12 protein-coding genes are annotated in these 13,301 nt (G+C 67.2%); 4 read left to right on the top strand and 8 right to left on the bottom strand.

Annotated elements, in window-relative coordinates; genetic code table 11:
- Window positions 1-7 precede the first annotated feature (7 nt).
- Entirely contained in the window at window positions 8-499 is a 492-nt protein-coding gene (locus ACZK33_RS07070) for a Fur family transcriptional regulator (RefSeq protein ID WP_004150412.1), read from the top strand.
- Between the two features lie 32 nt (window positions 500-531).
- Here the strand turns inward: ACZK33_RS07070 and ACZK33_RS07075 are convergent, their stop codons facing one another.
- The 5 genes from ACZK33_RS07075 to ACZK33_RS07095 form a co-directional block, all read right to left on the bottom strand.
- Window positions 532-1,185 carry a hypothetical protein gene (locus tag ACZK33_RS07075; RefSeq protein ID WP_423174414.1) on the bottom strand — a complete coding sequence of 218 codons (654 nt, stop codon included), beginning with the start codon at window positions 1,183-1,185 and terminating at the stop codon, window positions 532-534.
- 75 nt (window positions 1,186-1,260) lie between these two features.
- On the bottom strand, window positions 1,261-2,421 hold the full coding sequence (locus ACZK33_RS07080) for an HlyD family secretion protein (RefSeq protein ID WP_423174415.1): 1,161 nt from the start codon (window positions 2,419-2,421) through the stop codon (window positions 1,261-1,263).
- Window positions 2,422-2,431: 10 nt separating this feature from the next.
- A complete protein-coding gene (locus ACZK33_RS07085; protein WP_164079473.1) occupies window positions 2,432-4,105 on the bottom strand; it encodes an MFS transporter in 1,674 nt (557 codons plus the stop codon).
- A complete protein-coding gene (locus ACZK33_RS07090; protein WP_010483118.1) occupies window positions 4,105-4,671 on the bottom strand; it encodes a TetR/AcrR family transcriptional regulator in 567 nt (188 codons plus the stop codon). The genes ACZK33_RS07085 and ACZK33_RS07090 overlap by 1 nt, the downstream gene beginning before the upstream one ends.
- Window positions 4,672-4,900: 229 nt before the next feature.
- A complete protein-coding gene (locus ACZK33_RS07095; protein ID WP_153856873.1) occupies window positions 4,901-7,105 on the bottom strand; it encodes a TonB-dependent receptor in 2,205 nt (734 codons plus the stop codon).
- 136 nt (window positions 7,106-7,241) lie between these two features.
- Here ACZK33_RS07095 and ACZK33_RS07100 point away from each other — a divergent pair, with 136 nt between their 5' ends.
- A complete protein-coding gene (locus tag ACZK33_RS07100) occupies window positions 7,242-7,655 on the top strand; it encodes a MerC domain-containing protein (RefSeq protein WP_008264835.1) in 414 nt (137 codons plus the stop codon).
- Window positions 7,656-7,765: 110 nt separating this feature from the next.
- A complete protein-coding gene (locus tag ACZK33_RS07105) occupies window positions 7,766-7,945 on the top strand; it encodes a 30S ribosomal protein THX (protein ID WP_004150462.1) in 180 nt (59 codons plus the stop codon).
- Window positions 7,946-8,043: 98 nt separating this feature from the next.
- Here the strand turns inward: ACZK33_RS07105 and ACZK33_RS07110 are convergent, their stop codons facing one another.
- From ACZK33_RS07110 to ACZK33_RS07120, 3 genes are all read right to left on the bottom strand, one after another.
- On the bottom strand, window positions 8,044-9,294 hold the full coding sequence (locus ACZK33_RS07110) for an alkaline phosphatase family protein (protein ID WP_423174416.1): 1,251 nt from the start codon (window positions 9,292-9,294) through the stop codon (window positions 8,044-8,046).
- Between the two features lie 411 nt (window positions 9,295-9,705).
- Entirely contained in the window at window positions 9,706-10,197 is a 492-nt protein-coding gene (locus tag ACZK33_RS07115; protein ID WP_012510484.1) for a methylated-DNA--[protein]-cysteine S-methyltransferase, read from the bottom strand.
- On the bottom strand, window positions 10,194-11,672 hold the full coding sequence (locus ACZK33_RS07120; protein ID WP_423174417.1) for an AlkA N-terminal domain-containing protein: 1,479 nt from the start codon (window positions 11,670-11,672) through the stop codon (window positions 10,194-10,196). Before ACZK33_RS07120 ends, ACZK33_RS07115 begins: the two co-directional genes overlap by 4 nt.
- A gap of 429 nt (window positions 11,673-12,101) precedes the next feature.
- Between ACZK33_RS07120 and ACZK33_RS07125 the strand changes: the two genes are divergently transcribed.
- The gene (locus ACZK33_RS07125; RefSeq protein WP_032128359.1) at window positions 12,102-13,265 is read left to right on the top strand and encodes a COG3904 family protein; all 1,164 of its coding nucleotides are present in this window, start codon (window positions 12,102-12,104) and stop codon (window positions 13,263-13,265) included.
- Window positions 13,266-13,301: the final 36 nt, after the last annotated feature.

Here is a 13,301-nt window from a genome sequence, read left to right on the forward strand (position 1 = left end):
AACACGCATGCCCGCCAAGACCGCCACTGCCTGTACCGCCCCGCACCACCACGTCCACGACGCATCGGATTTCGTGGCGGTGGTCGAGCGCGTCTCGCGCGAACGCGGGCTGCGCCTGACCCCGATCCGCGCCAATGTGCTGAAGCTGATCGCCGAGGCCGGCAAGCCGGTCAAGGCCTACGAGCTGCTGGAATGGGTGCGTAACGGCAAGGGCGTGGGCGCTGATGCCCCGCCCACCGTGTACCGCGCGCTCGACTTCCTGATGGCCAATGGCTTCGTGCACAAGCTGGAGTCTGTGAATGCCTTCGTGGCGTGCCACCATCCCAGCAGTGCCGCGCACTCGGTGCCGTTCCTGATCTGCAACAGCTGCCACAGCGCGGTGGAGCTGGAAGACCGCGAGATCGTCACCCAGCTGGAGAAGCGCGCCAAGGAGCTGGGCTTCCAGCCGCAGGCGCAGACCCTGGAAGTGCACGGCCTCTGCGCGCGCTGCGCGGGCTGAGTCGCGGCGCGTACCCGGACTGGGCCGCTCGCTCAGTCCCGGGCGGCGTGCTCTTTCAGACGCGTCAGGACGCTGCGCTGTGCGTCGACCAGCACAGGGTCGTCCACCCGCAACTGCTCGACCCAGGCGAGCGCTGGTACCGGGTCGGCACGGCGCACGAAGTACAGTGCCTGCGCCAGGAAATGCACATTGGGCACCCTGGCGTCCCAGATGAGCTTGGCGATACGCAGCATCGACGCCTGCATGCCGGGTGTAACCTCAACGCCGGTCTTCCCCGAAAGCGCGGTATTGAGGCAGTAAAGCGCCTGGCAGGGCAGATCACGCGGTGTGCCCGCACGCGACCAGTCAGCGCGTTCGGCAAAGTCCAGCAGGACGGCAATGGCTGCGGGGCCGCCCACATCGGCCAGTGTGCCGAGCGCGAACACTGCCAGCTGGGGGTCCCCCAGCATATCGCGCAGGCCTTCCACGCCCTGGCGTCCCCAGGCGGTGCAGGCCTTGGCCCAGCCGCCGAACGGTACGACCCGGCTACCATCGCCCAGCAGGCCATCATCCGGCCAACCGTGCAGTATCCGCAGCCGCTCAATCTCCTCGCCACCTTCGGCGCCGTGCTCCTGCACGAAGGCGATCAGATCTTCCGCTTCCAGCGTGTCCTTGGCCGCCCGCCTGGCCAGTGTCGTGAATTTCATCGTCTTCCAGCGATCCTGATCCAGATCCGCAACGGTAGCGGATCAATGGGGTGAAGGCAGCCAGCAGCCTGCACCCTAGTCCATCGGCTTGGACCGGGTATCCACCCGCACGATCACCGACATGCCGGGCCGCAGCTGCGCGGCCAGCGTCTGACCTTCATTGATCGATATCCGCACCGGCAGCCGCTGCACCACCTTGGTGAAGTTGCCGCTGGCGTTGTCCGGGCGCAGCACGCTGAACTCCGAACCTGTGGCGGGTGCGATCTCCTGCACGCGGCCGCGCAGCACCTGGCCCTGGAACGCGTCCACCGAGAACGTGGCCGGCTGACCGATCGCCATGCCCCAGGTCTGGCCTTCCTTGTAGTTGGCCACCACCCATAGCGTGTCAGGCACCAGGAACAGCAGCTGCGAACCGGCGGCGACGTACTGGCCCACGCGCACGCTGGCTTCGCTGATCTGGCCGTCGCGCGGTGCGTGGATCACCGTATTGGCCAGATCGATGCGTGCCAGCTCCAGCTGCGCCTGCGCGCTTTCCACCTGGGCCTCCAGGCTCTTGCGCGCCACCTGGGTCGACACCAGCGTTTCCTCGGCGATGCGGATCTGCGCCTGCGACTGCTGCACGCTGGCCTGTGCCGAGGCCTGGATGGTGCGGAACTTGTCGCGGTCGTTGACCGACACCAGTTGCTGCGCAGCCAGTTCCTCGTAGCGTTTCAATTCATTGCGCGAACGCTGCAGCTCGGCCTGGCCGGCCGACAGCGTGGCGTGCGCCGAAGCGATCTGCGCACGATTCTGTGCCTGCGACTGGTCCGAGTTGGCCAGTGCCGCACGTGCGCTGTCCAGCGTTGCCTGCGCCTGGGCGACACGCTGCGTGTAGATGCGGTCGTCGATGCGCAGCAGCGGCTCGCCCTCCCTCACGTGCTGGAAGTCCTTCACCAGCACTTCGGTCACGTAGCCGTTCACCTGTGGCGCCATCACTGTGATCTGCCCGCGCACATAGGCGTTGTCGGTCACCATCACGCTGCTGGTGAACGGCCACAGGTGCCAGGCGCGCAGGATCAGCGCAATGCCCAGCAAGGCCACCACCACCATCACCACCACGCTGCGCGCGCTGGGCTTGAGGTACTTCGGCGCGGCAGCCGGTGTCGCGGGCGTGGGCGCAGGCGCCGCATCGGTCGGCGGCGGTGGAGTGACGTTGTCGGCGTCGATGTCGTCGGGGCGGGGCGGGACGGGAGGCATGGAGGAGGACTCAGCGGGGCGCGGCCGGCGTGACCGCAGCGGGGGAAGTGGGGTGGCGCTTGCGCCATTGCTTGAGCACGGCGGTGCGCAGCGACAGCAGCAGCAACCAGCCCAGGAAGCCGATCGCCAGCCAACCGCTCAGCGTGAACACATCATTGAAGCCACGCACGTTGGCTTCGCGGCGCGTGGTCTGCGCCAGCTGCGCGCTGCCCTGCGCGCTGCGCAGCACCGGGTCGGTGATCTGTGCGCTGTACAGCTGCTGCTGGAGGCGCAGGCGTTGTGCCACCACCGGGTCGGCCGGGTCGAGCTGGCTGGTCAATGCACTGGAGTACAGCTGCTCGCGGTGCAGCTGGAAGGTGCCCAGCACCGCCGAACCGGCCAGGCCGCCCAGTGTCTGTGTGATCGACAGCGTCACCAGGAAGGTGATCATGTGGTCCACACCCTGCTTCAGCGCCGCGGAAATGCCGAGCATGATCAACGGGCCCATGAACATGCCGGCACCGACCGAGGCCAGGAACTGGCTGACATAGAAATCGTGCGGTCGATCCATGCTGGTGCGGTGCTGATCGAAGAAGGCGGCAGCGCCGAGCAGCAGGATCGCCATCAGCAGCTGCGCGATCAGCCGCTTCGGGCCGAAGGTCAGCGAGGCACCGGCGATGCCGGTGACCACGCCCGCGAGGATCACTACGAACAGCGGGCGCATCTGGTCCGGGCCCATGCCCAGCGTGCGCATCAGGTTGACCACGCCATAGGACTGCTCGGTGGTCAGGAAGCGGATCAGGAACGCGCCGACGATGAAGTGCAGCACCGGCAACTTCGACAGCCAGCGGATCTGCAGCAGCGGATTGCGCCGGTAGTGTTCGATGATGAAGGCAGTGGTGGAGAGCACGATCGATGCGACCAGCGCCCAGCCCAGCCACGGTGTGTTGAGCCACCAGCGGGTGTAGCCCTGCGCCAGTACGATCACCAGCAGGGCAACGGCGGGGGCGAGCAGGGCGAAGGTGAGGAAGTCCAGTGGCTCGAAGGCTTTCACCTGGATGCCGGGCGGCAGCTTCAGCACCACCACTGCCGCGAACGCGCACAGGGCCAGCCCGGCTTCAAACGAGTAGAGCTGGTGCCACTGGCCGGTATCGACCAGGCCCGGCGAGACGATCCAGGCAATCGGCACCGCCAGCTGCGAGAGGCCCACGCCAACCACCAGCAGGTTGCCGGTGAAGCGGCGTGGCAGCGCCTGCAGCATGTACAGCGTGCCCAGTGTCGAACAGGCGGCGCCAGCGAAGCCGCTGGCGGCACGGGTCAGCATCGTGGTCTCGAAGCTGCCAACGAACAGGTGCAGCACCGCCAGCGCCGCGTACAGGCCCAGGCCGATCTCGGCGAACAGGCGGATGCCGTACTGCTGGCGGAACTTGAAGGCCAGCAGGTTGGCCGTGACGTTGACCATTGCATAGGCCGCCACCAGCCAGCTGCCCTGGGTCGGCGTTAGTGCCAGCTGGCCCTGCAGGAAGGGCAGGTTGGCGGTGACCAGTGCATTGCCAAGGCCACCGGTGATCGCCACCAGCAGCGACACCAGTGCATAGGCCACGCGTCGATACGGTGGGTGCCAGGGCATCGACGCCGAACCGGGCATGGTCGGCTTCTCGTGCTCCTCCCAATCCGGAACCGGCTTCAGATACGGCTGGACCATCAGCGGGCCTCGCTGGTTGCTCCCTGGAGACCCCCGCGCAGCAGCTGCAGGGCACGCCCGGCCAGGTGGGCGCGCTCGTCGCGGGTCTTGCCGCGCAGGGCTGCGCCCAGCATGCCCGAGATCAGTGAAATATCCGTCTTCTCCAGGTCGGCACGGCACAGGCCGGCGGCCTTGGCACGGGCGATCGGTGCTTCCAGCAGATCGCGCACGGTCTCGCGCGCGGTGCGCATGGCTGGCACGTCCGAATCGACTGCACGCCAGTAATCGGCCAGTGCCGGCGAATCGATGATGCGCTGGGCCATGCCTTCGAACACCTCGAACAGGGCATCGTCGCGGTCGCCGAGCTGCTCGACCTGGCGCCGGATACGGTCGACCGTACGTTGCAGCAGTGCCTGGATCAGCGCGGTGCGGTCGGGGAAGTTGCGGTACAGGGTGGCGCGGCCCACCTGGGCGCGTTCGACCACCAGGTCCAGCGGGGCGGTGACACCGTGTTGGCCGAACACATGATCGGCGGCGTCGAGGATGAGGGCACGGCGGGCAGCAGCATCGGCACGTTGGGCAGTCATGGAATTATTTTCGGACAAAAGTGTCCGATTGGCGAGACTTTGAGTGACGGGATTGTCCGCTTGTTGTGGTACGCACATCTTTGTGACGAATGCGTGATGGATGCTGCACAAAGAGATGGGGGCCAGAAGGCCCCCATCGGATCTGCTTGCATTGGATCCACGCCATGCGTGGGCTGAGGCTGGGGTCAGAACCCATTCCTCTGGAATGGGATCCGACTCCACTACGCGATCAGAAGAACGCGCGGATGCCGAATGCGACACCGCGGCCCGGCAGCGGCGAGTAGTCGCGCAGCAGCGAGGTATGCGGGCGCACTTCGCGGTTGGTCAGGTTGCTGCCATCCAGGAACACCTCGTAGCTGTTGCTCGCGTTGCGATCCCAGCGGTAGGCCAGATGCGCGTCGACCAGGGTGTAGCCGTCGCTCGGCGCTTCGTTCTGGGCGACATCCTTCTGGCGGCTGTAGCGGACCGCACCGACAGAGGCGCGCCAGCCGTCCTTCGACCAGCGCAGGTCGGCGCCGACGCGGGCCGGGGCGATGCGCGGCAGGTAGCCGGTGTTGGCCAGCTCCACGCTGTAGTTGTGGTTGTGGTCGCCATGCGGCACGGCGATGTCGAGGTTGCGGCTGCCGTTGCCATCCAGCTTGGCCTTCACGTAGTCGCCGAACACGCGCAGGTCCCAATCACCGGCGCCGCCTTCGAACAGATGCACCAGCGCTTCGGCTTCGGCACCGCGGAACACCGCATCCTGCTGCGTCCAGGCGCGCACCGGCAGCCCCTCGGTAACGCCGGTGTCGGCCAGGTAGATGAAGTCCTTGAATTTGGTCTGGTAGACCGACGCCGAGAAGTCCAGGCGTTCGCTGTGGGTGTGGATGCCCAGTTCCACGCGCTGGCCGCGCTCGGTCTTCAGGTTGGCGTCACCGATTTCCAGCGAGCGGGTGGCGATGTGTGCGCCGGCGGCATACAGCTCTTCGTTGGTCGGTGCACGCTCGGAGCTGTCCACGCCGATGCGCAGGTCAACGGCATCGTTGAGCTTCCAGATGCCGGCCGCAGACAGGTTGGTGGCGCCGAAGGTGCGGCGGCGGTAGTCACCGGTCGGGTCCAGCTTGACCTGGTCGTGGCGGCCGCCCAGTTCCAGCTTGAACGGGCCGAACTGCTTTTCCTGCAGTACGAACAGGCCGATGTTCTTCGTGCCGGTATCCGGAACGAACGCCTCTTCGCCCTTGGCACCGAAATCACTGTTGCCGAACTGCAGGCCGAACGCGCCGTCCCAGCCGCCGATCTGCTGCTGCACGGCTTCCAGGCGCGCCTCGATGCCACGGTTGGTAAAGCGGGTGGACGGCGTGCCGGCTTCCAGCTCCACGTGTTCGTAGTCGGTGTAGGCCACGCGTGCATTGATGTTCTTCAGGAACGAGACCGGGTTGTAGATGCCAGCCTTGGTCTCGAAGCGGTTCTGCACCATGTCGATGCGCACGTCATGCTCGTCGCCGCCTTCCTCTTCATCGCCATGGTCGTGGCCGTGGTCATGGCCATGATCATCGCCATCGGCATGCACGTGCGCGCCATTGGGAATGCCGTAGTTGGTGCGATAGGTGCTGGCCGATACGCCGAAGTAGCCGCCGTCGCCCAGCCAGGTCGCGCCGACGCCGCCGGCGCGGGTGCGGATCGAGCTGTTGTCGAGGCGGCCGCGGCGCGGTTCTTCGCCTTCTTCGCCCGCGTGGTCATGGTCGTGATCGTGATGGTCTTCAAGGCTGTCGATCACTGCATAGCCGGGAATGCGGTAGTCGTCGCCATTGCGCACCAGGCCGTCCACATGCAGCACGACATTTCCGCTGACGCCATCGAGGCGGAACATGCCGCTGCGCTCGTTGTTCACCGAATTGCCGCGCAGCTCGGCGCGGCCGCTGAGCGGGCGCTCCGGCAGCTCGCGGGCGATGCGGCCATCCACCACATTGACCGCGCCACCGATGGCGCCACTGCCGAACAGCAGCGTGGCCGGGCCCTTCAGTACTTCGATCTGGTCGGCCAGGAACGGCTCGATGCTGGTGGCATGGTCGGCACTGACCGTGGACGCATCCATGTTGCCCATGCCATTGGACAGCACGGCCACGCGCGGGCCTTCCTGGCCGCGGATGATCGGGCGGCCGACGCCGGGGCCGAAGAACGTGCTCTGCACGCCCGGCAGCTTGGCCACGGTATCGCCGAGGGTGCCGGCCTTCTGCTCGTCCAGGCGTTCGCCGGCCAGCACCTCGACCGGGCGCGCCAGCGATTCGGCATCGCCCTGCAGCGGCGACGCAGTCACCTGCACCGACGACAGTTCGGTCAGGTGGCGGTCACGATGAGCGCTGTCATCGCCGGCGGCAAAGGCAACCGAAGGCAGCAGGGCGGCGAGGGCCAGAGCGAGGGAATGCGGCTTCAACCGCGGGGTGTGGGCGGGCATGGAGCGGGTCCTTTGTTACAGTGTATCAATCGCTGGGCGCACGTTTCCCGTCAGCGGGACAGGGGGAGGGAAACCGTGCGGGTCGGGAACAGATGTTATATTATTCCATAACGATTCGCCGACCCTGCTGGAAGTCATGTCCCTGTCCTCACGCCTGCGCCACCTGCTCGACCGTTTCGGCGCCACTGGTTCGATGCTGTGCGCGGTGCACTGCGCGGTGATCCCCGTGCTGCTGGCGGCGGCGCCGTCGCTGGGCCTGTCGTTCTGGCTGAGCGATGGGGTGGAACAGGCGCTGGTGGTGTTCGTCACCCTGCTCGGATTGTTCAGCCTGGTCTGGGGCTACCGCCGGCACGGTGCGCTGCGTGCGCTGGGCTTCCTGATTCCCGGCCTGGTCGCGTTGTGGGCCGGCGTGCTGTACGACCCGCTGCACCACAATGCGGTGCCACACGCGGTGGTGATGACCATCGGCGGCCTGCTGGTGGGAGTCGCCCATCTGGTCAACCTGCGCCTCAACCACGGTCACGTGCACGACGCCAGCTGCGCGCACTAGGCGCTCCGTGATAGGATTTTCGATCGTGCGCGGGGGCGCCCAGCAAGGCGGCCCCGCCGAACCCGTGTCAGTACGGGGTAACCAGATTTCACATTTGAGGAGTTGAAGACATGGGTAAGGGTGACCGCAAGACCGCCAAGGGCAAGCGCTACAACGCCAGCTACGGCAACGCCCGTTCGCACACCGCGAGCAAGGTCGCCGTAGGCGCCGCCGCTCCGGTTGCCAAGAAGACCGTGGCCAAGGCTCCGGCGAAGAAGGCTGTGGCGAAGAAGGCCGTCGCCAAGGCCTGATCCGGCCTGGACCGGTTCAATGAAAAACGCGGCGCCTGGCGCCGCGTTTTTTTATGCCTGTCCGGCGAGCCGAGCGTGGGCTCGGCTCTACAACCGGATCAGCGCAGGGTTTTCTTCAGCGTTTCCGGATTGCCGTCGTTCGGTGCAGCCGGCACCTGCAGCAGGTGCGCCAGCAGCGGGTAGACGTCGACATTGTCGAAGCCATCGATCACCAGGCCCTGGCGGAACGACGGGCCGCTGGCCACGAATACCGCGCGCATGGAGGGCAGGGCATTGTCGTAGCCATGCGAGCCACGATCCTGATGGTCTCGCTTGGCGATCTTCTCCTGGTGCAGGGCATCCCAGCCTTCATCCATCATGCAGACAATGGCGGGAATGCGCGGGTGGGTGCCGTAGTGCAGGCGCGGCGGCAGGTTCTCTTTCTTCCAGCACTCGTAGTGCGCGTGACGACCGAGCAGGGCGCGCTCGGCTGCGGCTTCGTGACCGGCCAACGGCGCAAAACCCACCGACTGGCCCTGGCTGACGTTGCGAGCGATGGCCGGGGCGGCCATTGATTCGGTGGAGATCACTTGGCCGACCGGGACGCTGGCCATGCCATGGTCGGAGACCACGATCACGTTGGTGGTCGCGGCCAGGCCGCGCTGCTGCAGTCCATCGAGCACCTGGCCGACGATCTGGTCGGCGCGCACGATGGCGTCGGCGTACTGCTTCGATTCGGGGCCGTAGTTGTGGCCGGCCTTGTCCACGTGCTCCATGTACAGCGTGGTCAGTTGCGGTGCGTCGGCATCGGTCTGTGCAAGCCAGTCCAGCACGGTGCCCGCGCGTTGTTCCAGCGGTTCCTTGCCGTCGTACACGCGCCATTGGCTTGGGCGCACTCCACGGATTTCCGATTCACTGCCCGGCCACGAGGTGGTGGCCGAACGCACCCCGGCGTTCTCGGCGCCGACCCAGATCGGTTCGCCGCCCCACCAGCCGCTGGTGGTGACCGCCTCACGGTTGCTCAGCTCGAACCGGCCTAGGGCTTCATCGTCCATGCTGTTGTTGACGATGCCGTGGTGGTCCGGGCGCAGGCCGGTGACGATGGTGTAGTGGTTGGGGAAGGTCAGCGACGGATAGGACGGGGTCATCCAGCGTGCACGCACGCCGCCGTCGATCAGGCGCTGAAGGTTGGGGGTCAGGCCGCGGTCCAGCGCATCGGCGCGCAGGCCGTCGATGGAGATCAGCAGCAGCTTCGGCGGCGCAGCCGCAGCGACAGCGATGGGAGCGGAGGCGGAAGGGGAGGGCGCGGTGGTGCAGGCGGCCAATGGCAGCAGCAGCGCCAGCGCGCAGGTCAGGCGTACGGAAGTCATCCGCGCATGATAAGCCGGTGCAATGACGCGCCCAAGACACGCTGCGCCGAAGGGCGCAGCGTGTCCGCGCATTTTTCCTTATCCCTGCGCCTGTCGGCGCGCCCCCTTCAACAAGAAGGGGGCTTTTCTCCAGACATGTTCCTGATGCTTCCATCCACGCATGGCGTGGATCTACCGTGTCGACCAAGGTCGACACCTACCCACAGCCGCGGGAGTCTGTCGAAGGTGGGGCGGTATGGGTGGGCAGGACCGTTGGCGCCATGGATGGCGCCATCGAGCCCCCATGGATGGGTTTACGGCGTGTCCTGCCCACCCATACCGCCCCGCCCAGCGCGTAGAAAATCGGAGCCGTATTGGCTCTTGACCTTGCCGTTGCCTCTGCGGGTGCCGGGCGCAGCCCGGCAAACCCTCTCAGGCGAACAGCGGTGCCTGGCGTTGTTCCAGTCGCAGCAGTGCGGCTTTGGTTTCCAGGCCGCCACCGAAGCCGGTCAGTGCCCCGTTGCTGCCGATCACGCGATGGCAGGGCAGGATGATCGGCAGCGGATTGCGCCCATTGGCAGCGCCGACGGCGCGGGTCGCACTGGGCTGGCCCAGGTGCTGCGCCAGCTGCAGGTAGCTCCAGGTCTGGCCGAACGGGATCAGAGCCAGCGCCTGCCACACGCGCAGCTGGAACGGCGTGCCGCGTGGCGCAAGCTCCAGGTCAAAGCTGCTGCGTTCGCCGTGCAGGAACTGCAGCAGCTGCTCGCGTGCTTCCGGCAGCGCATCCGGCGCGTAGTGCCAGTCGTCGCGCCCGCGTGCCGGGTGGCGGTTTTCCGGGAACAGCACGTGGGACAGACCACGTTCGTCACCGGCGATGGTCAGCACGCCGATCGGGCTGTCGAAACGGTCGAACAACAGGGTCATGTCGGTTCTCCAACGAAAGTGCCGGACAGGTGCCACAGGTGCAGCACGGCATAGGCACGCCAGGGGCGCCACGGTTGCGAGCGCGCTTCGGTCGCGCGTTCGCTCAGGCGCTGGCCCTGCGCATGGCCGAGCACCTGCTGCAGTACCAGGTCACCGGCCGGGAAGGCATCGGGCTGGCCGAGCCCGCGCAAGGCGATGTACTGCGCGGTCCACGGACCGATGCCGGGTAGTGCCACGCAGCGGGAAACGAACTCTTCCAGCGCCTGGCCCGGGCCGAAGTCGAGCGCGCCACTGGCACAGGCGGCGGCAAGCGCACGCACGGTGGCGGCGCGGCTGCGTGGCAGGCCGATCGATTCCAGTGGCGCTTCTGCCAGCAGCTCGGGGGCCGGGAACTGGCGATCGAACTCCGGCGGCATGCCCGGCAGGTGCGCGCCATAGGCATCCACCAGCCGCCGCGCGAAGGTGGTGGCCGCGGCCACGCTGACCTGCTGTCCGAGCACGGCGCGTACGCCCACCTCGAAGCCATCCCAGCCGCCGGGGACGCGCAGCCCGGGGCGCTCGGCGATGCCACGCGCCAGCAAGGGTTCCTCATCCAGTGCGGCGTGGACCTGCTGCAGGTCGGCATCCAGATCGAATACGCGACGCACACGGCGGACGATGTCGGGGATCAGGCGCGGATCGACCGCGCCCAGCTGCAGGCGCAGTTCCGGGCGCTTGGGGGCGGCGGTGACGCTCAGCAGGGTGGGGCGCTCCGGCGTGCCGAGCACGCGCTGGTAGCTGTCTTCGCCGATCAGCTCGATGCCGGGCAGGCTGCGCTTGCGCAGGAAGGCCAGCATGCGCGGGAAATCCAGCGGTGGCCGGTATGCCAGACGCAGTACCAGGCAGCCATCGTCGGCGGCCAGCGGCTGGTGCTGGCGACGCAGTGCGGTCGGCGCCATGCCGCAGCCCTGCAGGAAGGCCGTGTTGAAACGACGCAGGCTGTTGTAGCCGGCGGCCAGCGCGACGTCGGTCACCGGCAGCGTGGTCTCGGTCAGCAGCTGCTTGGCCAGCAGCAGCCGATGGGTGGCGTGGATCTGCCCTGGCGTTGCGCCCAGATGTTCGACGAACAGGCGCTGCAGCTGGCGCGCGCTGAGTCCGATCTTCTCTGCGAGGTCGGCTACCGGCTGTTCCTGCAGGAAGCCACCATGGATCAGGGCCAAGGCGCGCTGTACGGTCTGCCCGGCCAATGCCTGCTGCGCCTGCGGTGCCAGCTCGGGGCGGCAGCGCAGGCACGGGCGGTAACCGGCTGCCGCGGCAGCGGCCGCAGTCGGGTAGTAAGTGATGTTGCGCGGCTTCGGCGGCGGTGCCGGGCACATGGGGCGGCAATAGATGCCGGTGCTGCGCACGGCGGTGAAGAACACGCCGTCGAAGCGTGCGTCGCGGGCCAGGCGGGCGCGGTCGCAGGCGGCGGTGTCGAGGGCGAGGGCGGTGTCCATGGCGCCAGTCTAGGCGTGTGAGGGCGGGGATACTCGCCGGATTCGGACATGGATGCTGGAGGGGGTTCTGGCAGGGCTTGCAGCCCTGCACCCGCAACGTCAACGTCAACGTCTCAATCAAAAGCTGGCAGTCCGTGGGATGGCGGGGCGGTGTGGGCTGTCAGGACACGCCGTAAACCCGTCCATGGGGGCTCGATGGCGCCATCCATGGCGCCAACGGTCCTGTCAGCCCACACCGCCCCACCTCTGACAGTTGGTCGCTGCAGTTGGTGGGTGCCGACCGTTGGTCGGCACGCTTTTGCTGTTGGTGGGTGTCGACCTTGGTCGACACACTTTCCCAAGGGTCAGAAGGGGTTCAGTGCCACGCGCTGAATGCGCGGCCTGGGCGGGTAGACTGTGGCTCTTGCTCCCATCAATCCCGGTAGCCCGATGTCCGCCAAATTCCGCTGGTTGCCCCTGTTGTGCCTGGCCCTGGCGGGCTGCAGTCAGCTGGAGAATCCGGGCAATGTGACCGCTGCCGACAAGGCGGCGCGGGCGCCGGCCAGCGATGGCGAGAACATGGTGTCGATCAATGCGGCTGACGCACCGCCACCGCCGGCGCCGCCGCGCAGCCGGGCGGATCGGCCGTGGCCGCAGGCGCAGTTGGAGAATGGCCGCGCCTGGGTCAGCTGCAGTACCGAGTACGCCGGTGAGGCGGGCGATGGCGTCGAGCTGGAGGGCCTGCAGCGCGAGCAGATTGCCCAGGCCCTGGCGCCGTGTGCCGAGCGTGGCCTGATGCGGGTGCGTTACGCCGGCAAGATCAATCCGGGCTTCGCCGAAATGATGTGGCGACTTGCCGTGGTCGCCGATGAACAGAAGATCCACAAGCGCATCCTCGATCTGGACTCCAGCGGCGGTCAGGTGGAATCGGCGATCGTCGCCGGTGACAGCATCGGTGAATCGGGCTGGACCATCTGGGTGCGCGAAGGCTCGATCTGCCACAGCGCCTGCGTGTTCGTGCTGGCCGCTGGTGACAACCGGCTGCTGTCGGGAAAGGTCGGCATCCACCGCATGATGCGCATCAGTTCCAAGGCCACCTCGCGCGCCGAGCTCAACCGCGAGCTGCACGAGGTCTACGACAACGTAAAGGACTACCTGCAGCGCAACGGCGTGGCGGTGGGCGTGGCCGATCTGATGATGACGGTGCCCAACCGCAGCCTGCGCCTGCTGACGCCGGACGAACTGCGCCAGTACGGTCTGGATGGCACCAACGCGGTGCAGGACGATCTGGAACGGATCAAGCAGATGCGCGCCTGCGGCGATGACTTCGTGCAGCGCAAGGATGCGTTCCTGATCGCCTTCGACCAGCAGTGCAAGCGCGAAGGCGCCGACATGGAATCGATCAACAGCTGCGGCCAGGCACTGAAGCAGCGCTTCGGTTTCCCGGATGCGGTGTGCCCGGAAGAAAGCCCGCTGTCGGAAATCGATGTGGCAACGTTGCCGCCGGCACCGTCGGAGCCGCCGCCGGTGGCCGAACAGGCGCCAGCAGACACCGGCACGCCTGCCGCGCAGGCCGATGCCGCAGCGGTGGAAGGCAGCGCCCACGCGCGCTGACGAACGGCTCACTGCGCTGGCGTAGACTGCGGTTCT

The sequence above is a fragment of the Stenotrophomonas sp. 86156_Sma genome, assembly GCF_056481625.1.

Coding starts and splice junctions, on each gene's coding strand:
- ACZK33_RS07095 (WP_153856873.1), bottom strand. CDS start 7,105: ATGCCCGCCCACACCCCGCGGTTGAAGCCGCATTCCCTCGCTCTGGCC.
- ACZK33_RS07120 (WP_423174417.1), bottom strand. CDS start 11,672: ATGGACACCGCCCTCGCCCTCGACACCGCCGCCTGCGACCGCGCCCGC.
- ACZK33_RS07110 (WP_423174416.1), bottom strand. CDS start 9,294: ATGACTTCCGTACGCCTGACCTGCGCGCTGGCGCTGCTGCTGCCATTG.
- ACZK33_RS07075 (WP_423174414.1), bottom strand. CDS start 1,185: ATGAAATTCACGACACTGGCCAGGCGGGCGGCCAAGGACACGCTGGAA.
- ACZK33_RS07100 (WP_008264835.1), top strand. CDS start 7,242: ATGTCCCTGTCCTCACGCCTGCGCCACCTGCTCGACCGTTTCGGCGCC.
- ACZK33_RS07085 (WP_164079473.1), bottom strand. CDS start 4,105: ATGGTCCAGCCGTATCTGAAGCCGGTTCCGGATTGGGAGGAGCACGAG.
- ACZK33_RS07080 (WP_423174415.1), bottom strand. CDS start 2,421: ATGCCTCCCGTCCCGCCCCGCCCCGACGACATCGACGCCGACAACGTC.
- ACZK33_RS07105 (WP_004150462.1), top strand. CDS start 7,766: ATGGGTAAGGGTGACCGCAAGACCGCCAAGGGCAAGCGCTACAACGCC.
- ACZK33_RS07125 (WP_032128359.1), top strand. CDS start 12,102: ATGTCCGCCAAATTCCGCTGGTTGCCCCTGTTGTGCCTGGCCCTGGCG.
- ACZK33_RS07090 (WP_010483118.1), bottom strand. CDS start 4,671: ATGACTGCCCAACGTGCCGATGCTGCTGCCCGCCGTGCCCTCATCCTC.
- ACZK33_RS07070 (WP_004150412.1), top strand. CDS start 8: ATGCCCGCCAAGACCGCCACTGCCTGTACCGCCCCGCACCACCACGTC.
- ACZK33_RS07115 (WP_012510484.1), bottom strand. CDS start 10,197: ATGACCCTGTTGTTCGACCGTTTCGACAGCCCGATCGGCGTGCTGACC.